20 protein-coding genes are annotated in these 21139 nt (G+C 34.7%); 15 read left to right on the top strand and 5 right to left on the bottom strand.

Annotated features, from left to right (window positions below; translation table 11 throughout):
* The first annotated feature begins 55 nt into the window (after positions 1-55).
* Together AC1RNE_RS15870 and AC1RNE_RS15865 are read left to right on the top strand one after the other, a co-directional pair.
* Positions 56-1156, top strand: a complete 1101-nt coding sequence (locus AC1RNE_RS15870; protein WP_492802125.1) for a BT_3928 family protein — start codon at positions 56-58, stop codon at positions 1154-1156.
* A gap of 37 nt (positions 1157-1193) precedes the next feature.
* Positions 1194-1712 carry a shikimate kinase gene (locus AC1RNE_RS15865; RefSeq protein WP_492802123.1) on the top strand — a complete coding sequence of 173 codons (519 nt, stop codon included), beginning with the start codon at positions 1194-1196 and terminating at the stop codon, positions 1710-1712.
* Between the two features lie 88 nt (positions 1713-1800).
* On the opposite strand, the gene AC1RNE_RS15860 is transcribed toward AC1RNE_RS15865, so the two are convergent.
* The 3 genes from AC1RNE_RS15860 to aat form a co-directional block, all read right to left on the bottom strand.
* The gene (locus tag AC1RNE_RS15860; protein ID WP_492802122.1) at positions 1801-2232 is read right to left on the bottom strand and encodes a hypothetical protein; all 432 of its coding nucleotides are present in this window, start codon (positions 2230-2232) and stop codon (positions 1801-1803) included.
* A gap of 908 nt (positions 2233-3140) precedes the next feature.
* Positions 3141-4175, bottom strand: a complete 1035-nt coding sequence (gene proB, locus AC1RNE_RS15855; protein ID WP_492802121.1) for a glutamate 5-kinase — start codon at positions 4173-4175, stop codon at positions 3141-3143.
* 132 nt (positions 4176-4307) lie between these two features.
* Positions 4308-4949 carry a leucyl/phenylalanyl-tRNA--protein transferase gene (gene aat / locus AC1RNE_RS15850; protein ID WP_492802120.1) on the bottom strand — a complete coding sequence of 214 codons (642 nt, stop codon included), beginning with the start codon at positions 4947-4949 and terminating at the stop codon, positions 4308-4310.
* Positions 4950-5593: 644 nt separating this feature from the next.
* Between aat and AC1RNE_RS15845 the strand changes: the two genes are divergently transcribed.
* The 10 genes from AC1RNE_RS15845 to AC1RNE_RS15800 all read left to right on the top strand — a co-directional run bounded on the left by AC1RNE_RS15845 (position 5594) and on the right by AC1RNE_RS15800 (position 12788).
* On the top strand, positions 5594-6340 hold the full coding sequence (locus AC1RNE_RS15845) for a GNAT family N-acetyltransferase (protein ID WP_492802119.1): 747 nt from the start codon (positions 5594-5596) through the stop codon (positions 6338-6340).
* Positions 6341-6455: 115 nt separating this feature from the next.
* Positions 6456-7652, top strand: a complete 1197-nt coding sequence (gene argG, locus AC1RNE_RS15840) for an argininosuccinate synthase (RefSeq protein ID WP_492802118.1) — start codon at positions 6456-6458, stop codon at positions 7650-7652.
* Between the two features lie 132 nt (positions 7653-7784).
* The gene (locus AC1RNE_RS15835; protein WP_492802116.1) at positions 7785-8000 is read left to right on the top strand and encodes a DUF2281 domain-containing protein; all 216 of its coding nucleotides are present in this window, start codon (positions 7785-7787) and stop codon (positions 7998-8000) included.
* Entirely contained in the window at positions 8000-8401 is a 402-nt protein-coding gene (locus AC1RNE_RS15830) for a type II toxin-antitoxin system VapC family toxin (protein ID WP_492802115.1), read from the top strand. Before AC1RNE_RS15835 ends, AC1RNE_RS15830 begins: the two co-directional genes overlap by 1 nt.
* Positions 8402-8438: 37 nt before the next feature.
* Entirely contained in the window at positions 8439-9143 is a 705-nt protein-coding gene (locus AC1RNE_RS15825; protein ID WP_492802113.1) for a hypothetical protein, read from the top strand.
* Position 9144: 1 nt separating this feature from the next.
* A complete protein-coding gene (argC, locus tag AC1RNE_RS15820) occupies positions 9145-10104 on the top strand; it encodes an N-acetyl-gamma-glutamyl-phosphate reductase (protein ID WP_492802111.1) in 960 nt (319 codons plus the stop codon).
* Positions 10105-10253: 149 nt separating this feature from the next.
* The gene (locus AC1RNE_RS15815) at positions 10254-11111 is read left to right on the top strand and encodes a hypothetical protein (RefSeq protein WP_492802110.1); all 858 of its coding nucleotides are present in this window, start codon (positions 10254-10256) and stop codon (positions 11109-11111) included.
* 78 nt (positions 11112-11189) lie between these two features.
* Positions 11190-11366: a hypothetical protein gene (locus AC1RNE_RS15810; RefSeq protein WP_492802109.1), complete on the top strand. Its 177-nt coding sequence runs from the start codon at positions 11190-11192 to the stop codon at positions 11364-11366.
* A 2-nt stretch (positions 11367-11368) separates the two neighbouring features.
* Positions 11369-11623, top strand: a complete 255-nt coding sequence (locus AC1RNE_RS15805) for a type II toxin-antitoxin system RelE family toxin (RefSeq protein WP_323250118.1) — start codon at positions 11369-11371, stop codon at positions 11621-11623.
* Between the two features lie 31 nt (positions 11624-11654).
* On the top strand, positions 11655-12788 hold the full coding sequence (locus tag AC1RNE_RS15800) for an aspartate aminotransferase family protein (RefSeq protein WP_492803662.1): 1134 nt from the start codon (positions 11655-11657) through the stop codon (positions 12786-12788).
* A gap of 62 nt (positions 12789-12850) precedes the next feature.
* Here the strand turns inward: AC1RNE_RS15800 and AC1RNE_RS15795 are convergent, their stop codons facing one another.
* A complete protein-coding gene (locus AC1RNE_RS15795) occupies positions 12851-14125 on the bottom strand; it encodes a hypothetical protein (protein WP_492802107.1) in 1275 nt (424 codons plus the stop codon).
* A 119-nt stretch (positions 14126-14244) separates the two neighbouring features.
* Here AC1RNE_RS15795 and AC1RNE_RS15790 point away from each other — a divergent pair, with 119 nt between their 5' ends.
* Positions 14245-14748, top strand: a complete 504-nt coding sequence (locus AC1RNE_RS15790; RefSeq protein WP_492802105.1) for a DUF2911 domain-containing protein — start codon at positions 14245-14247, stop codon at positions 14746-14748.
* 65 nt (positions 14749-14813) lie between these two features.
* Here AC1RNE_RS15790 and AC1RNE_RS15785 read toward each other — a convergent pair whose 3' ends face one another.
* Entirely contained in the window at positions 14814-15041 is a 228-nt protein-coding gene (locus AC1RNE_RS15785) for a hypothetical protein (RefSeq protein ID WP_492802104.1), read from the bottom strand.
* A 486-nt stretch (positions 15042-15527) separates the two neighbouring features.
* Here AC1RNE_RS15785 and AC1RNE_RS15780 point away from each other — a divergent pair, with 486 nt between their 5' ends.
* Together AC1RNE_RS15780 and AC1RNE_RS15775 are read left to right on the top strand one after the other, a co-directional pair.
* Positions 15528-17645: a peptidylprolyl isomerase gene (locus AC1RNE_RS15780; RefSeq protein ID WP_492802103.1), complete on the top strand. Its 2118-nt coding sequence runs from the start codon at positions 15528-15530 to the stop codon at positions 17643-17645.
* 219 nt (positions 17646-17864) lie between these two features.
* Positions 17865-21125, top strand: a complete 3261-nt coding sequence (locus AC1RNE_RS15775) for a DUF1553 domain-containing protein (protein ID WP_492802101.1) — start codon at positions 17865-17867, stop codon at positions 21123-21125.
* Positions 21126-21139: the final 14 nt, after the last annotated feature.

The raw sequence follows: 21139 nt of genomic DNA, 5'->3' as shown, positions 1-21139 counted from the left end.
GCTTTGGGATAATTTAGTTTATCAATCACTAATTCACTCAATCACAACTATATCCATGAAGTTAATTGCACATTTCTCTAGACTTTTTGTCGGAATAATATTTATTTTTTCTGGTCTAATTAAACTCAATGACCCTGTTGGTACGGAGATTAAATTAGAAGAATATTTTGATGTATTTGCTACAGACTTTCCTTTTATGGCAGGTTTCTGGGAGTTCTGGATTCCTTATGCACTATACATCTCTGTTTTTCTATGTGCATTAGAATTAGTGTTGGGTGTATGTTTGCTAGTACAGTACAAGTTAAAAACAGCCTCTTGGATATTATTAGCTACGGTTATTTTCTTTGGCTTCCTTACTTTTTATTCAGCCTATTTCAATAAGGTCACAGATTGTGGTTGTTTTGGCGAAACTATCAAGTTGAAACCGTGGACGTCTTTTATCAAGGACATGGTTTTGCTATTCTTTATCTTGATAATCCTGTGGCAACGCAAAATATTTGCAGATAGGAAAACGGGACTTATTGTGGCTATTTCGGCAGTATTCTCATTATTTCTAGGGATTTATGCTGTTAAATATTTACCTCCTTATGACGGACTTCCTTATGCTGTTGGGCAAGATATTCCTAAAAACATGAAGCCTTCTGCTCCTTTGCAATTCAAATATATTTATGAAAAAGGCGGAGAAACCTTGGAATTAGACCAAATGCCGACCGATACTACCTATCATTTTAAGGAAATGATTACGCTGAACCAAGATGAGGCAAAAGCTAAAATAACCGACTATAATATTTGGAAAGATGGCGACTCTACTGATTATAAAGCTGAAAGTTTTGTCGGTAATAAATTGATGGTGGTGATTCCTGTCATCAAAAAAGCAAATATTAATCACATTAACGAAATTCGTGAATTAGCTAAGAGCTTGGAAGGGTCTGGCACACAAGTTTGGTTAATTAGTGCATCTAACGAAGAAGAAGTAAATAATTTCAGACACGAACACCAGTTAGCCATTCCAAACTATAGTGCTGATACCAAGGTTCTAAAAACCATCGGTAGGGCTAATCCTACGCTTTGGTTGTTGAAAGACGGTATCGTTAAAGGGAAGTGGTCGCATAATGCACTGCCCGATAAAAATGAAGTAATAAAATCTTTACAGTAAAATTTGCAAGCACCTTCAAGAAAGAAGGATTTTAAGCATGAAAAATATTTTTTTAATAGGAATGCCCTCTTCAGGAAAGAGTACTCTAGGAAGACATCTTGCTAAAAGACTCGATTTTCAGTTCGTAGATATGGATGAATTAATCGAAAAGCAAGAATTAATGACTATTCCAGAAATATTCAAATACAAAGGAGAAGATTATTTCAGACAGGTTGAAAGCAAGGTATTAAAGACTATCCAGGCAGCACAAAAACTAGTCATTGCTACAGGCGGAGGTGTTCCATGCTTTTTTGATAATATGGATTTTATCAAAGCCAACGGCACTAGTATATTCTTGAATGTTCAGCCAGAAGATTTATTGAAGAGGATACAGAAGTCGGATGTTAATCATCGACCATTAATTAATAGAAATACTACAGAGGATACCCTCTTAAAAAGCCTTCAAGAACGCTGTGCTGCTCGTTTACCATACTATCACCGTGCGGACATACAAATAGACGGGAACATTGATGTAGACCAGCTTCTATGGATTTTGGATGAAATGACAGAAAAATAAGTACAGCTACAAAATAAAAGCGATTGAAGACAAACTGTCCTCAATCGCTTTTTATTTAAACACTATCCCAATTTATATTAATACACTTTTAATATGTAAAAGACGAAGGCAAAGACGGATGAATTACATCATAGTCTTGGTCAGGTCTTGGTTTTTTAAACAAAGCTCTGAAGGTGTTAGCCATGTAAAAAATATCTTCTACTTTACTCTTAGCTATTCTCATCATGTATTGGTTTACGCCATTACTAATAATGCTATTAAATACATTACGTAATAATACCAATTCCTCTTCGTGCTCACAGAAGTTTTTAACTACATACATTGTAAAGCCCCGATCACTTTCGCTAGAATTGTAGAGTATTAAATTAAAGTCCATTTCTTTGATAAATGAAACCACCTTATTCTTAGAAAAATCATAAAACATATTTTTTGAATCAACCAAAGAATCTAGGATTTCTACTTCATTATTGGTAATATATAGGTTTTCAGTAACCTGCTGAGTTTGCTCTTCTAACATCATGTTTTTAAGTATTTACGCTGTTTATTTATATACTTATTCTTAATTAATAGTTGAATTTTACTATTTACTACAACATTTACAAGTATTTCTACTTATTTTTTTTCAAAGACAAGCTGGCTACAAAAAAGCATAAAATTGACATTTGAGCAAAAAAGATGATTCCCCCGAAATGAGGTTTAAAATAAAAATCAATCAAAAAAGTACAATTTTAAAAAAGTGATTATCAGGAATGGTATTTTATAAAAAGGAGGTTCTTTTTTTGAAAAAGATGATTATAGAAATGTCTTTTTTGCAGAAAAACACTTTTTATGGTTAAAAAGCGTCTTTTTTTAAGCTAAAGAGCTCAGGTTTAATATTTTAAGGTTTTATCAGAAAAAATGTGCGTTTTACAAAAACTAGCTATAAAAATTGACAATTAAGATTTTCGTCTTTTTTTTTTACCCTTTCGTCTCATTATCAAAATTTTGTCGTGAAAGGGACATAATTTTAACCCAGAACAACAGAAATATTATTCCTTAGCGATAACAAAAATCATTGTTAAGCATCATTGCAATGATTAATAGAAAAGGGGTTGTTTTTAATTGTCAGTATTCAGCTATTAAAAGTATAAAAACAGATACAGCCTTTTAATATCTTGAAAATATTCAATTCGACGAGACGCTCAGCACATGAGCATTTTATATATCTTAATTGAGAAGTTTAAAGAGGTTTCATAGCAAAGCCACTCCGATATTCGGGGTGGCTTTCTTTTTGTGGACATTTAAAGAAGATGGGTTGTCTAATTATCCTGCAAAACTTTCAATTCTCCTTATCACTAGGGAGGGACTTAAGTCCCTCCCTAGTGATAAGGAGAATATTACTAAGCACTTATGATGATGTGGATAATCGGTAGAATTTATATCATTATCTTATAAAATCACAATATCGTCGGCATTAGCCACTTCAAAATTCTGCGTTTTCAGATTAGCAATGATTACTTCCGAAGATTCTCTCGCACGACCAATAGCAATTACATTTTTCTTTTCGTCTATAATTTCAAATACCTCTCCTTTTTCAAAAACACCAATTACTTTTTTGATACCTACAGCCAACAGGCTTTTCCTGTTTTCAAGGGCCAAGCTTGCTCCCGAATCTACCTGTACTTTCCCTGCAATGAGACTTCCAGAAGCCAGCCATTTCTGACGAGCATTTAAACTTACTTTTTGTGATGCAAAGTTGGTTCCGTTTTTATTGACCAAAGCCTTTAAAATTCCGTCTTCTGGTTTCATGCCAAAAATGACAACTTTAGTACCCATGCTAGTTGCCAAACGAGTATAGGTTAGTTTTGAAATCATACCCCCTAAACCCAAAGAAGATTTATCATCATTGGCTAGTCCTAAGACCGAAGCATCTACTTTGGCGATGTATGGAATAATATTTTTTTCGGCATCTAGCAAGCCTCCAACAGAGGTACAAAGCAATAAAGTATCAGCCCCAAAACCTGTAGCGATTAAAGTGGCCAATTCATCGTTATCAGAAAATTTTAACTCTAAATTGCTGACAACATCATTTTCATTGGCAATCGGGATTATACCATTTTTCCAAAGTTCCTGATAGGTCTCTTTTAATTGAAGAAATTGATTCCTATGAGCAAAGTGATGTCTTTCGCACAAACTTTGTGCTACCGTAATACCATACTTTGAAAAATACTGGGTGTATTTGGCTAACAATAGCGGATTACCGATTGCAGCAGCAGCCTTACGCTCGGCAATGGTTCCTTTATAATTTCCTATAAAACTTTTGCCTGCTCCTACTGCTCCAGAAGAAACCATAACAATCTGATATTCATGATGTAAGATAGAAACTTGGCGAGCTATTTCTTGCAAAATTTCCTCGTTCAATTCTCCAGACTTATGTGTAATTGAAGCCGTTCCGAATTTGATAACAATAATTGGTTTGGACATTTTAAATGTAAGCGGAAATCGCTTATGCTAAATGAGTAATTTATAAACTGAGGTAATACAGCGACAAAATTACAACATTCTGAATCTTTAACAATTTAGGTAAGAAATTATAGCCAAAAAATATCTTTACTTTTATGACTTAAATAAATGTTTCAAATCAACATCAGCAAAATCGCAATGCTTCTCTAACGCTTTTTTTAGTGACTTCACATAATCAGCTCTTGAAATTTCAATTGCTCCGAAGCGTCTAACATTATCATTAATAAATTGGGTATCTAGCAAAGTAAAACCTTGCATTTTCAAGATTTCAATTAAATAATGAAATGCTATTTTCGAGCCCTCAGGCTCTTTATAAAACATTGATTCGCCAAAGAAAACTCCTCCGATTGAAACCCCATACAACCCTCCAACGACACGGTTATCAATATACGTTTCTACAGAATGTGCCAAACCCATTTTATTTAAATCGCTGTATGCTTCAATAATTTCTTCCGAAATCCAAGTCTCATCATCACCTTTTCTAGGCAAAGCACAATTGCGCATTACTCCCTCAAAATCAGCATTGATTCTAATTTCAAAATGCTTTTTATTCAGAATAGGTTTGAGGGATTTTGGTGGTTTATAGGTATCAATAGGAATAATTGCTCGAGGATCTGGTGAATACCAATATAAAGTACCATCGGTATCTGCCATTGGGAAAATCCCGTTCATATACCCATAAATCAAATCATCGGCAGTTAATTTACTTGTATTTATTTTGGGAGAAATAGACATGTTGCTTATTCTTTCTCTTTGTTAACGTTTTCGAATTATTTTTGTTTAGTAAAACTTTAACTCAAAAGTTAGTGTTATATTACTATCAAACTAATAACGCAATTTGCTATATGATATTTTTTGTTAAGTGATATCACTATTGGTAATCAATTTTAATTAAATAAACTCAATAATCCAAATATAGATGATTATTTACACTCATAGTGATTAGTAAAATGGAGGTAGATATCATCAGTAAAAATGTGAGCATCACCCCTTATAAAAAGGGCTAAAAAGCGATATTGTGGTTTTTTTCTGTTAAGTTTATATAAAATTGAAAAAATATATTGCATCTTAAATTTAGTTTTGGTAAACTTTGCACGATTATTCGTTTTCACTCACTTTCAACTCGGATAATTCATCAACCAAAAATGGTTTACGAAGTAAAATTCATATCATATTCGTATTCTCCTATGCCTATCTTTAGGCGTACGTTCTTCCGTAGGGTCTGATCCCTAACGTATTTCTATTTACCCATGTGGTAGAGTTTTTCGACATCCCATTTGTTTTTTTTAATCGATAATTCTTAGGCTTTCATTTCTGAGCCAAGGTTTATTATCACCTTGTTTTTCTAACTAAAAACAATTTCCAAGCTAAGTCTTAAAGTGGAAAAATTATCAGCTTCTGAGGTTTTAACTAACAATTATACTGTTCAGGTTGCTACAACTGAACACTTGCATCTTGCTGAGGCAATTTGCCATGAAATGGAAGAGTCTGCAAAAGCTCGTGGTACGGGCATTGCAAAACGTTCGCCAGAATACCTTCGTGACAAAATCAAAGAAGGCAAAGCCATCGTTGCCACCGATTCGGAAGGCGATTTTATTGGTTTCTGTTACGTTGAAACGTGGGAACACGGAAAATTTGTAGCCAATTCTGGATTAATCGTAAAACCAGAATGGAGAAAATACGGCATAGCAAAAGCTGTAAAAGCAAGAGCTTTTGAGCTTTCGAGAACACGTTATCCTGATGCTAAGATTATAGGTATTACTACTTCGTTGGCAGTAATGAAAATTAACTCTGAACTGGGTTATGAACCAACTACGTTTAGTGAGTTGCCAGTAAACGATGCTTTCTGGAAAGGCTGTCAGTCGTGTGTAAATTACGACGTACTTAGCCGTACAGACCGCAAGCATTGCTTATGTACAGGAATGATTTTCGACCCTGAGTGGGAACGTAAAAAAGCCTTGAAAGAACAAGAAGAAAACGAAACTGATACGCAAGTGGCTGAAGAGAATACACATGAAAAATGGAATTTTCTGAAAGACGTAAAAGTATTAGAACGCCTAAAAAACATTAAAGAAAAAATGTTTTTGAAAATGGCTGAGAGAAGAGCATCAAGACAGGTAATGTAGTCAACTACATTACTTGTTATAAAATAACCGTGTATTTGTATAAGGCTTAGCCTTTTTCCCATTATAAATTTAACTATTTAGCATATCGCCTAAAGCGCATTGCTTAAAGCAAAAAATGAGTAAACCAAAAGTAATTCTAGCATTTAGTGGAGGGCTTGATACCTCTTTTTGTGTAAAATATTTAGCAGACGATTGTGGTTATGAAGTACATTCAGCCCTTGTTGATACAGGTGGATTTACCGTTGAGGAGCTAAAAGACATTGAAGCAAAAGCTTATGGATTGGGCGTAACAAGCCACGTAACATTAGATGTAGTTGAAAAATATTACAATGATTGTATCCGCTATATGGTATATGGAAACGTATTGAAAAACAATACTTATCCCCTTTCAGTATCCGCAGAAAGAGTATTCCAAGCAACTGCTGTAGCAGAATATGCGAATAAAATAGGCGCAAAAGCGATTGCTCATGGAAGTACTGGTGCAGGCAATGACCAAGTTCGTTTTGATGTGGTTTTTCAGATTATGGTACCAGACTGTAAAGTAATTACGCCAATCCGTGATATGAAATTATCGCGTGAAGCGGAAATTGAATATTTAAAAGAAAAAGGCGTTGTTCGCGACTGGACAAAGTCTGCTTATTCTATCAACAAAGGACTTTGGGGAACGTCAGTAGGCGGTAAAGAAACCCTTACTTCTTATGGATATTTACCAGAATCTGCTTGGCCAACACAGGTAACTGCAACGGGTGAAGAAACAGTAAAGTTACATTTCGAAAAAGGACAGTTAGTAGGTATTAATGATGAGACATTAACCCCTGTTCAGTCTATTCGTAAATTAACAGATATTGCTGCTCCTTATGGGGTTGGTCGCGATATACACGTGGGTGATACGATTATTGGTATTAAAGGAAGAGTTGGTTTTGAAGCTGCTGCTCCTTTATTAATCATCAAAGCACACCACTTGTTAGAAAAACATACGCTAACGAAACAACAATTGTACTGGAAACAAACTTTAGGAGAGACTTACGGAACGATGCTTCACGAAGGGCAATTCTTAGAGCCAGTAATGCGTAATTTCGAGACTTTCTTAGCAGATACTCAATCTAATGTTTCTGGAACAGTACAGATTCATCTGGCTCCATATCGTTATCAATTATTAGGCATTGAATCTAAGTTCGATTTAATGTCTTCTATTTTCGGTTCGTACGGCGAAATGAACAATACTTGGACGGGTGATGATGTAAGAGGTTTCTCTAAAATTGTTTCTAACCAAACAATGATTCATAGAAAAGTTACGGAGGCGGGATTGTAGGAAGTTTTCAGCACTGAGCTATCAGTTATGAGCCTTTTTGTGAGAAAATAAAGCATTTGCGTAGTAAACATTACTTTTTTTAGTATTTTAAAGAGGTCTAATCATTTCATTAAACCTAAATCAAGGAATAATATGCTCACAACCATCAAAGGAACTTATGAAAATGGGCAAATCACTTTAGCTGAAAAGCCCATTTCAAACCAGAAAGTGAACGTAATCGTCACATTTTTGGAGGAGGATATCAGTACTCCTCCTTTAAATCAAAGAGTCCCTGGAAGTCTTAAAGGTAAAATTCACATCTCCGACGATTTTAACGAACCATTAGAGGACCTAGAAGATTATATGTAATGGAATATTTAATTGATACACAAATACTTATTTGGTATCTTGAAGATGACAGAAGACTATCTCCCAAGATTCATGAGATTTTGAGTAAACGAGAAAATATAATTTGGGTTAGTCAGGTTTCATTTTTTGAAATCGCTATCAAAAAAACGCTCGGGAAGTTTGAAACATTTACTGTTTCGATTGAATACTTACTAAATCAAGTAAAGATGGATGGTTTTCAGATACTCAATCTCAAGAATGTTCATATAATTTCTTACAAAGATATCTCTTTACTTGCTAATCATAAAGACCCTTTTGATAGACTTCTATTAGCTATATCTTTGAGTGAGAAAATTACTATCATCTCTGCAGATGAAAAATTCAAAAATTACACCTCGATAATTAATCTTATCGAAGCATAGATAGCAAATAAAATAGCGCTGAAAATAAAATATTATAATGACTAGCCATCTACCTAAGCACCTTTTTTTTATTATTCTACTAATTATTACTAAAACTGCTTTCTCTCAAGAAGTTAGCCTTGATTCATTAGCGAAGCAACATAAAAAAATTGCTGTTTTGCCTGTAAGGGTAATCTACAATTATAAAAAAATGCCTGATGGATTAAGCATGCAGGATATTAGAAATAAAGAATATGAGGATGGTTTTTTGCTTCAAAAAAAATTCAATGAATTTTTAGCATTAAAAAGAGACGTTATTTTAGTTGATGTTCAATCATTCAATGAAACGAATGGACTCCTAGCAGAAAATGAAATAACGTTACAAGATATAAAAGATTTACCTGCTGATTTTATTTGTGAAGCCTTAAAAGTAGATGGGATTATTCAATATGAAATTAGACTTAATACTCATTTAACAGATACTGAAAGATCTAATCTTCAAGCAATGGCAATAACGAGTATTATACTAAATCCTGTAAATGCAGTAGGATTATTAAGAGGTGTTAGAAAGCAACGTAATTATACCGACAATAGGGATGATAAAGCTGTATATTCTAAAATAAGGATTTCGGATGGAATTTCTGGAGAAATAATTAAGGAATTTTCACTGGCATTTGAAGTCGGAATATTTAATTCTGCAGAAAAAGTAATTGATAATATGTTGTGGCAGAACTTTAAGAAGAGCCCTTACTATAAAAAATAACATGATAAAAGTAGGTATAATAGGTGGTGCAGGATATACAGGAGGAGAATTGTTAAGAATCCTGATTCATCACCCAGTAGTAGAAATCGTTTTTGTTAATTCAAAATCACAAGCAGGTAAGCCTGTTTATAGTACGCATACTGATTTATTAGGAGATACTGATTTACTCTTTTCAGACGACCTTCATACAGATATAGATGTGGCTTTTCTTTGTTCAGGACACGGAGAATCCAAAAAGTTCTTGGAAGCAAACGCTTCTTTTAAGAATATTAACATTGTTGATTTAAGCACAGATTACCGTGACCAGTCAGAAGGCTTTGTATATGGATTAGCGGAGTTACAAAGAGAAAAAATAAAGACGGCTAAGCATATCGCCAATCCGGGTTGTTTTGCTACTTCAATCGAGTTGGCTTTGTTACCTTTAGCATCTGCTGGCATTTTGACGGATGATATTCATATTTCTGCTGTAACGGGTTCAACAGGTGCAGGACAAAGTCTTTCTACTACTAGTCATTTCTCTTGGAGAAGCAATAACATTTCTATTTACAAAGCTTTTACCCATCAACATTTACAAGAAATAGGGATGGTAGTAAACACTTTGCAAAATGGCTTTGACCAAAATTTCAACTTTATTCCTTACCGTGGAAACTTTACGCGTGGTATTATGGCAAATGTTTACACAAGCTTTGATGGAACGTTGGAAGATGCTAAGAAATTATACAAAAAGTATTACGAAACACATCCTTTTACACACATTAGTGATAAACCTGTGGACGTAAAACAAGTGGTAAATACGAACAAATGTCTTATTTCATTAGAAGTACACAATGGTAATTTATTGATTTCAAGTATTATTGATAACTTAACAAAAGGAGCTTCTGGACAAGCTGTTCAAAATATGAATTTGATGTTTGGCTTAGATGAAAAAACTGGATTAGGCTTAAAATCTGTTGGGTTTTAATGGTTTAAATAAAACATTACGTCCTGGTTTATAAGCTACTACACCTTGAACTTAATTAAGATGCTTCTCGTTAATCATGCTAGTTAATCCATAATTGATTAATGATATTATTATCCAAAATCGTTACTTTATTGATAAAACATTTTAAAATGTATAAATTCCTTACTGTTTTTTTAACCACTATATCATTTATATTCTCAAGTTCAGCGCAAGACAAAAAACCATATAGCCGTAAGGGCGAGTATTTTTTCTTCTGGGGGTATAATCGTTCGGAGTATGCTAATTCTGACATACGATTCAAAGGAATTGGCTATGACTTTACTTTGTACAATGCTACAGCAAAAGATTTACCGATTGCATTTAGCCCAGCTGCTTACTTTGATATTACTAAGTTATCAATTCCTCAATATAATATCCGCTATGGTTACTTTTTTAGTGACCACTGGAGTATTTCAATTGGTTCAGACCACATGAAATATGTAATGGATGATAACCAAACCTTAGAAGTATCAGGGCATATTTCAGCACAAGTATCAGACCCTGCCATTATTGTAAACCCTGAATATGTCGGAGATTTCAATCATACTTCAAAGTTGGTTCGACCAGAAGATTTTTTACATTATGAACATACGGACGGTTTTAATTATTTACACGTAGAACTTGACCGCTACGACCGAATATGGAAAGCAAAAAATAATGTTCAGGGTGTAGATTGGTTAGTGGGTATTGGTGCTGGAACCCTTATTCCAAGAACAGATTCACATTTGTTTAGTATTGGTCGAAACAACCACTTTAATTTTGCTGGTTATGGTGTTTCATTGAAAACTGGATTACGCTTTGATTTATCACGAAGGTTTTTCCTCCAGACAGACGTCAAAGGAGGCTTTACAAGACTTAATCACGTTCATACCACTGGAAGAGATTCTGATTCAGCCCAACAAAGTATCTGGTTTGGTGAATTTTATGGCGCTTTAGGCTATAAATTTGGTAAGAATAGGGTAAAATAGCTATTGAGATTAACACTAAGTATTGAGCTAATATGTTCTTTTTTAGTATTTTTAGTGAATCAAATAAATTTCAAGAAAATGAAAGGAGTAAACTACATAACAAATGACAAAGGAGTGAAAACTGCTGTCATTATTGATATGAAACTTCATAAAAACCGTATTGAAGATTTAATAGATGGTCTCAGTGCTGAGACCAAACGTAATGAGCCAACGATTTCTTTGAGAGAAGCAATTCAACAAAGGCGAAGGAAATAGTTATGTATACTGTTGAAATTTCAAAATCTGCCTTCAAAGCTCTTTCTAAATTACCTAATTCAGTCGCAGAAAAGATAGAAAATGCTCTTTTAACTTTAGAGGAAAACCCAAGACCTCCACAATCAAAAAAGTTAGTGGGTTTTAAAGACCTTTATCGTTTACGAATAGGAAATTATCGAGCCATATATTCAATTAATGAAGAAATCATAACGATAGTTGTCTTAGATATTGGTCACAGAAAAGAAATCTATGATTAATAATTTATAGCAAAATCGACTTAAAAATATAATAATGAACTTATTCAATGTTTATCCACTTTACGACATCACTCCTGTAAAAGCAAAAGGTAGCTACCTTTGGGACAAAAATGGTGTTGAATACCTTGACCTTTACGGAGGGCATGCTGTTATTTCTATTGGTCATGCACATCCATATTATGTTGAAAAACTGACAGAACAATTACAAAACATTGGTTTTTATTCAAACTCTGTCAACATCCCTATTCAAAGTGAATTAGCAGAGAAATTAGGAAAGCTTTCGGGTTGCGAAGAATACGATTTATTTCTTTGTAATTCTGGTGCAGAAGCCAACGAGAATGCTTTGAAAGTAGCTTCCTTCTTCAATGGAAGAAAAAAAGTAATTGCTTTTTCTAAGGCTTTTCATGGTAGAACGGCAGGTGCTGTTGCCGTGACAGATAATAAAGCCATTGTAGCCCCTATAAACTATGATGAGCACGTTACTTTCCTACCATTTAACGATGCGGCAACGCTTACAGCAAACGTAACAGAAGAAACCTGTGCTGTAATTATTGAAGGTATCCAAGGAGTAGGTGGTATCAATGTTGCCTCAGATGAATTTTTAAAAGCCGCTCGTGAGGCTTGTGATAAAACAGGAGCGATTTTAATCTTAGATTCTGTACAATGTGGTTACGGACGTTCGGGTAAATTCTTTTCACATCAGTTCTCTGGCATCAAACCAGACTTAATCACCACTGCCAAAGGGATGGGCAATGGTTTTCCTATTGGTGGTGTATTTATTGCGCCCAAATTCAAAGCTAAGCATGGAATGCTAGGTACAACGTTTGGCGGAAATCACTTGGCTTGTGCGGCGGCTGTGGCAGTCTTGGATGTGATGAAAGAAGAAGCTTTGATAGAAAATGCTGCTAAAATGGGTGAATATCTATTTGAAAAGCTTAGCAAGCTAGAAGGTATCAAAGAATTACGGGGCCGTGGATTAATGATTGGTATTGAGTTTGAACAACCTGTTGATAAAATCAGAGATTCATTATTATTTGACCATCATATTTTCTGTGGGTACGCTGGCAAACATACTTTGCGTTTGTTACCAAGTCTAGCGATTACACAAAAAGAATGCGATACGTTTTTGCAAGCCCTAGAAGAAGTAATTTCTGTAGTGGCATAATTTAATAGGAGCACAAATAAAAAGCTGAAATAAGGTATAGTTTCTTATTTCAGCTTTTTTGATTATAGGGCTATAGCTAAATTATTTTTCACATAAAATTTGGCATTTCTTATCTCTCCTGCTCCTTTAAAAGATGCCCGCAGACCGACAAGCATACCTAAACTTTGTTTAAAATTACCCTCAAAAGCCAGTTTTTGGTTAATAAATATCTTAGCTTCACTATTTTTTACTTCCATCTTAACATGTACCCAATCAGAAAAATCTACTCCAAACCCAGATAAATCTAACGTTTTTCCCTCGTGTAATTCATTGCCTAAAACAACATTCAATTCACCAACACATCCTTTAATTGAAAGCGGAATGACGTGTGCTCCGTTCATGCACATTAAAATTATTTTAGTTTTATGACAAATACCATCTCCACGATTAAATGTATTTTTAATATCAGTTTCAAAAACAAAATTATCACTAGGTATTTGTAAATCTTTTTGCACTTTAAAAATACTTACCCAAGGAATGTTCTTTTCCAAATCAAATTTTTGATCTGTTAAATCTTCTTCACTAATGCCTATCACATTTTCTTTGGTAGCTTGTTTTTTTGGCAAGAATACAGGCATTGATTCTTTATCTATTGTCCTTAGCCAACCATCAGTTTCAATATACAAATCATGTTCTTTGACAATCGAATCATTGAGCACCAGTTTAGCTTTATAATAACCTGGCAAATAATAGGTATTGGCAAATTGATGCTTGTTTTTATCGACTTTAACACGAAGTCTACTATCCCAACTTTGTTGTATCAATACACTATCAGCATTAGAATCTGTAGCATCATAATAAAACAATACAGTATTAGGCACACCTAAAGTGATAGGCATACTACTAAATAATACTTTACCATAAGTAAGAGGTCTAGCTTTATTTTGAAATGCCCAAATACCTAATAATAGCCCCATCATAAAAAAGCCTATCACCCAAAAATATCCTTTTGAAATACTTCTTTGAGGAGTATTCGTAACAACTTCTATTTTGTGAGGAATTTCTTCGCGGACGTCTATTTTAGGTTGAAACCCATTTGAGGTAAAAGCGCGCCAATTTTCATAATGAATAAATTGAGCTAAAGCATTCAGTGTCGTCAGATTCGGGGTACTGTCATAACGGACTTTCCCCCACAACCTTTTTAAGGTACTATTACTCAGCGATACTTTAGTTGCTTCAAATATTCTTTCGCTTAATACATCAAAATCTTGATTTTGCCAGTGTTCGCTATCACCCCATTCTAATTGTTTTTCAATTAGCTCTTTACATTTATCAATATAAAATTTTTCGTTAGTCATTACTAATCAGCGTGATACATTTTGAATAAACTTGAACAACTGATGAACAAGTAGCTTCAACAAGTTATCGTCAAATTTGAGGCGATAAATTTACTTATTCACTCAAAAGTACAAAAAAAATGAAAAAGACTATTTTGTTATTGACCTTACTCTTGTTGAGTATCCAATTTTTTGCACAAGATAAAGCTACACGCCCTAGCCCTCCTGCACAATTAACCGCAAGCATCAACGGCAAATCCATCGTTATTGATTACAGTCAACCTGCTGTAAATGGAAGAGAAATATGGGGAAAACTAGTTCCGTATGGCCAAGTATGGCGTGCTGGTGCTAACGAGACAACGGCTTTTACTACTTCAAATGACATCGAAGTAGAAGGCAAAGCATTATCGGCTGGAAAATATGCCTTCTTTGTTATTCCCAATGAAAAAGAATGGGTTATTATTTTTAACAAAACGATAAAGTGGGGAGCTTTCAGTTACAAACAAGATGAGGATGTTTTGCGTGTTACTGTACCTGTGAAGAAAGCTAAAAAGTTTTATGAAAGACTCACTTATGAAGTTTCCTCAAAAAATGAAATATCATTGCTTTGGGAAAATGTTAAAGTAAGCTTTAAAGTAAAATAATTTTTTCTCTACATAGTAAAACGACTTCAATATTGAAGTCATTTTACTATGTAGAGAAAAAATTTTTATTCTGACAAGACTTTGCCAATAATCTTATTCCAGACAAACGTCTCGTATTTTGAATCGATATTGTTTGATGATTTCTTGTTAATATCATAAAGAGCAGATAATCGCTTATACGTTCGCTTGTTAGTATTAGAACTATCTCTCCATCTAAAAACCTCACAATTTTCAGCATCAGTTGCTTCGCCACTGAAATGTCTCGATAAGGATATGTAATCAATCTTTTTCATAAAACGGATGAAAACGAAAAATAACAAACTGTTATTAAACTATTGTAAGTTAATTAGATGCTATCTATATCAATAGACTTAGTATTAATTAATAAGTAACAAAATTTGAACAAAAATTATTAAAAGTATTATAAATACAATAAGTAAAAAAAAACAATACCGTTACACAAAATTGCGTAGCAGAATAGCAACAAACAGCATGATTATCAAATACTTATATCAATAATCATCAAATTGTATCTACAAAGCTCACCCCTTATTTAAGAGAATATTAAGACACAATACTACCATTTATGAATTGATAGAGCTTATCCAACATAATTCAGATTTTGATATTAGCCAATAAAGTAATTATTTTGCGTTTCTTTTGGGTTCTATAGAGTCTATCAGAAGATTAGTATCACATTATTATTTCATTATCAAAAACCTTGTCTTTGATGCTTTGGAGCTGATAGATAGCGAAAATCAATAACTTAATATTTAAAAATGGCATTAATTACCAAAATCAGAGAAAAGTCGGGGATTGCGGCGGCGGCAATCGCCATCAGTTTAATTCTCTTCCTTGTCGGTGGAGACATTTTTCAAGGTCGTTCGAGTTTTTTCGGCACTCCAAAAGATGTAGTTGGTGAAATCGGAGGAGAAAAAATCAAAAATCAAGATTTTCAAAAGAAAGTTGACGAAATTACGCAACAATACACACAGCAATCTGGTCGTGGTCCTGGAGAACAGGAATTAGCGATGATTCGTGACCAAGTTTGGAATCAGTACATCATGGATTTGGCCTATGGCAAAGAATATGAGGCATTAGGTTTAGCGGTTTCTCCTGCTGAATTGGTTGACATGGTACAAGGAACAAACATTCACCCATCAGTTCGTCAGCAATTCACTAATCCACAGACTGGTCAATTCGATAAGAATTACGTTATTCAATTCTTGAAAAACTTCAAAACTTTGCCTCCTGCTCAACAACAAGCTTGGGTAAATTTTGAGAAATCATTGAGCCAAGACCGTTTAAGAACGAAGTATGAAAACCTTTTAAGAATGTCAACATATACTACCAATGTTGAAGCTCAAAAAGACTATACTGCTCAAACTTCTAAAGTAGATGCTCGTTATTTATATGTTCCTTTTTATTCAGTAGCAGATTCTACGATTAAAGTAACAGAATCTCAGTTAGAAGACTATCTGTCGTCTCACAAAGAGTTGTTTAAAGGACAAACTACTCGTTCTATTGAATATGTTACTTTCCCAATTATTCCTTCGAAATTAGACACAGCTTCTTTCTACAACGATATCAAACGTTTGGCGAAAGAATTAGCAATTGCTAAAAACGATTCAGCTTTTGCAATGATGAATTCGGACATTAAAACTCCTTATTATTCTACGTTAGCTGAAATTCCAGAAGCAGTAAAAGGACAATTAGCAAACATGACCCCAGGAGGTATTTATGGTCCATTCAAAAATGGCTTAACATATTCTATTTACAAATACGGTGGTATCCAAAAAGATTCATTATTCACAATTCGTGCTAGCCATATCTTAATCAATGCACCAAAAGATGCTTCTGATTCTGTAAAAGCGGCTGCTCGTAAGCGTGCTGAAGGTATCTTAGCTCAAATTAAAGGTGGTGCAAGCTTTGAAGCAATGGCACAACAATTTGGTACTGATGGAACGGCTCAACAAGGTGGAGATTTAGGTTACTTCAAAAACAATGGTGGAATGATAAAACCTTTCGAGAACGCAGTTTTTGGTTTCTCTGGAACAGGTTTATTACCAAATATTGTTGAAACTGATTTCGGGTACCATATCGTAAAAGTAACAGAAGCTAAAACGAATACTCGTTATAAATTAGCGGCAATCAATCGTACGATTTCTCCAAGTCAATCTACTATGGACGAAGTTTTGCGTAAAGCAGATGCTTTTGCGGTAGCCAATACGACAAAAGAAGCTTTTCAAGCAAGCTTGAAAAAAGATAAATCTTTATTGATGCTTCGTGGAGACAGAATCCCTGAAGGAGCTAATAGTTTTAACAACTTACAGAACGCACGTGACATTGTTCGTTGGGCATTCAACGACGATACTAAAGTAGGTGATGTATCAGAAGTATTCCAAAATGATAATCAATATATCGTTGCTTTAGTAACAGGAAGTACTGATAAGGATGAAGTAAAAGTGGATGATTTCAGAGAGGAATTAACTGCAAGAGTAAAAAGCGAATTGAAAGCAGAGCAAATTGAGAAAAAATTAGCTGGTATTACAGGTACTTTAGACCAAATTGCTCAAAAATACGGTGCAGGAGCTTTAGTTGAAACAGCTACAGACATTACGTTAGCACAAGGTGTATTAAGTAGTGCAGGTGCAGACCCAACTGCGATTGGTAAAGCATTTGGTTTAAAAGTTGGAAAAAGATCTAAGCCTTTCAAAGGTGAAGGTGGTGTTTTCATTATGGAAACTACCAAGTCTACTCCAGCACCAGCTATTGCAGACTTAACACTTTATAAGAATTCAGCAAAAATGATGGCTGCTCAAAGAACATCATTCTATATCAACGAAGCAATCAAAGAAAATGCTAAAGTTGTTGATAACAGAGCTAAATTCTTCTAGTAATTATTAAAATATTCTTTTTAAAAAAGCACTTCTTCGGAAGTGCTTTTTTTGTATCTAAACCTCAAAGAAAAACATCATCAAGCCTCTGTAAAATATACCCTACAACACCTTATTAAATTTAAGTATTTCAAGATTATATTTACTTATACTTTTAACAACGAAAGTAAAGTTATGGTAATCACAACGTTTAAAAAATCAGCAATATTTTTATTCTGCATGCTCTTACTGGCTTGTGGTAGCTCAGAAACACCTGCTGAGTTAGCCACTCTTGAAAGTAAACTCCCCGATAAAATTGATTATAATATTCATATCAAACCTATTCTATCAGATAGGTGCTTTAAATGTCATGGTCCTGATAAAAGTAAAGTAGAGGCAGGTTTGCAATTAACAAATTTTGAAGGAGCTACTGAAAAACTAAAAAGTGGCAATAGGGCTGTTGTTGAAGGCAATATTGATAAAAGTGAACTCATTAAAAGAATCCTTTCGCATGACCCCGACATGGTGATGCCTACTCCAAAATCCAATTTAACACTAACAGATGTAGAAAAAGCCTTATTGATAAAATGGGTAAAGCAAGGGGCTGAATACAAAGAACATTGGGCTTTCACAGAGATTGAAAAACCCGAAGTACCAACCGTAAAACAGCATGAATGGGTTAAAAATCCTATCGATAATTTTATTCTACAAAAGCTAGAAGAACAACACATTAAGCCCTCACAACAAGCAGAAAAAGCTACCTTGCTTCGCAGAGTTTGTATGGATATTACGGGGCTACCTCCTACTGTTAAAGAATTAGATGCCTTTTTAAAAGATACTTCTCCGAATGCTTACGAAAAAGTAGTAGATAGATTATTAAAGTCGCCACATTATGGCGAAAAAATGGGTGTTGAATGGCTAGACATTGCCCGCTATGCCGACTCGCACGGTTATCAGGACGATGGCATGAGAAATGCTTTCCCTTGGCGTGACTGGGTAATTAATTCATTTAATAAAAACCTGTCTTATGATAAATTTGTTACTTGGCAACTAGCAGGTGATTTACTACCAAACCCTACACAAGAACAATTGATGGCTACGTGTTTCCTAAGGAATCATCCACAGACACAAGAAGGCGGTGTGGTAGATGAAGAATATCGTACTGAATATGTGATTGACCGAGTAAGTACTTTCGGTAAAGCATTTTTAGGATTAACTGTAGAATGTGCCAGATGTCATGACCATAAATATGATCCAATTGCTCAAAAGGAATTTTACCAGTTATCAGCATTTTTCAATAACAACAACGAATCAGGCATTATTCCTTATAATGGCGAAGCTTCGCCAACTGTAATGCTTCCTACTGCTGATATTCAGGCTAAAATCGATTTTATTAAAAAGAAAATAGCTCCTTTTGAGGAGGCTATTAAACCTGCCTACCCAATCTATCGTAAGAATTTTGACCAATGGGTATTATCTGCCCAAAAAGACCCTTCAAAATTTGCCATTAGCAATAAAGACCTTGTCGCTAATTTCTCTTTTGAACGCATCATTCCTAAAACAAATAAACGCTTTGATAACACCCTTAAAAAGGAAGTAATTGAAGTAAAAAACATTGCTTATCAAAACACAGCAGTGGATTCTATTGGTGGATGGATTGCTGGTGATATGGACAGAAGACCCAAGTTTATCAAAGGGAAAGTAGGCAATGGAATTTTATTTAGAGGTGATTGTGGTATTGATTTCCACAGAGTCTTGGATTTTGAAAGAGTACAGCCATTTTCTATAAGTCTCTGGATAAATCCTCTGAAAAGAGGTGAACATGGTCCTATTTATAATTCTTCTAATGGCGAGTTTGAAGGACAAAGAGGCTATAAGTGTTGGCTATTGTCAGATGGCTCTTTACAAGTTAGCCTTAGCTATGTTTGGCCTGCCAACTGTATTGATATCATTACGACTGATAAAGTGCTTTACAAACAATGGCAAAATATTACACTCACTTATGATGGAAGCAGTAAAGCATCGGGAGTGAAAATTTATCAGAACGGTCAAGAAATGAAGACGACTGTATTGGTTGATAATTTAAAAAAGTCAATGAAATTTGGCGAACATCATACCAATTGGTCGAGTTTACCTTTTATGATGGGGAAAGAATTTCATGAAACAATGCAAAATTTTGCGGTAGATGAATTAAAAATTTATACACGTCAGTTATCTCCTATAGAAGTACTAGGTCTCGCTAAAAATAAACAACAGGTTTCTGACATTCTGAAAACGCCTCGTAATGAATGGACTGTGATACAAAAGCAACAGCTCTTTGATTATTACAGACTGAATTTTGACCCTTATTTTTCTGCCTATTCCAGAAACCTCCTCCAACTGAGAGAAAAAGAAAATATCTTGGCGACTGACATCAAGGAGGTAATGATAATGAGCGAACGAAAGATTCCTAGAAAAACTTTCATCCTAAGTCGTGGTGCGTATGATGCCCCCTCTACAGAAGTAACTCATGGCGTTATTAATAAATTGCTACCTTTTGATGATGATTTGCCAAAAAATAGATTAGGCTTAGCTCAATGGCTTTTAGATGAACGCCATCCGCTTTTTGCTAGGGTTGCTGTAAATCGTTTTTGGCAAAACTACTTTGGCTTTGGTCTTTGCAAAACTTCTGATGATTTTGGAAATCAAGGCGAGATGCCCTCACATCCAGCTTTGTTAGATTGGTTGGCTACTACTTTCCGCGAGTCTGGTTGGAATATCAAAGCCATGCAAAAATTGATAGTAATGTCTGCTACCTATCAGCAATCTTCAAAAAAACGTAAAGATTTAATGGAAATAGATTCCGAAAATCGGTTGCTCGCCAGAGGACCAAGTTATCGTTATGCGCATGAGCAAATCAGAGATGCCGTTTTAGAAGGCAGTGGTTTGTTGGTGCATAAAATTGGTGGTCCAAGTGTATATCCTTATCAACCAAGTGGCATCTGGGAGGCATTGGCTACTAGAAATGCTACTTCGTATCGCCAGCAACATGGAGATTCATTATATCGTAGGGGGCTTTATACTATTTGGAAACGCTCCTCTCCTCCTCCATCCTCAATTACATTTGATGCCCCAGAAAGATATTTCTGTGTAGTAAAACGACAAAAGACATCAACGCCGTTGCAGTCGTTGATAATGATGAATGACCCGCAATATAATGAAGCTGCTAGAAAACTAGCCGAAAGAATGATGCGTGAAGGCGGGCAAAGCCCAGAAACCAGAATTACTTTCGCTTATAAAGCCATGATTTCGAGGTATCCTCGTCCTACAGAAATCAATGTGTTAAAAGCACTCTATCAAGAAGAATTGGCAGATTTAAATAAAAAACCTGCCAAAATAAAGGAACTTTTAAGCGTTGGTGAATCGCCCATTGATCAATCCCTTAATCAAAAAGAATTAGCGGCTAATACTATATTAGCTATGACGCTAATCAATTTTGATGGTACGCTCATTAAACGATAAGGTATTAACCCAAT

It is taken from the genome of Arcicella sp. GW822-FHT02H01 (assembly GCF_058802005.1).
The sequence above is the reverse complement of the archived record's forward strand: the minus strand, read 5'-3'. Positions and strand labels throughout refer to the sequence as shown.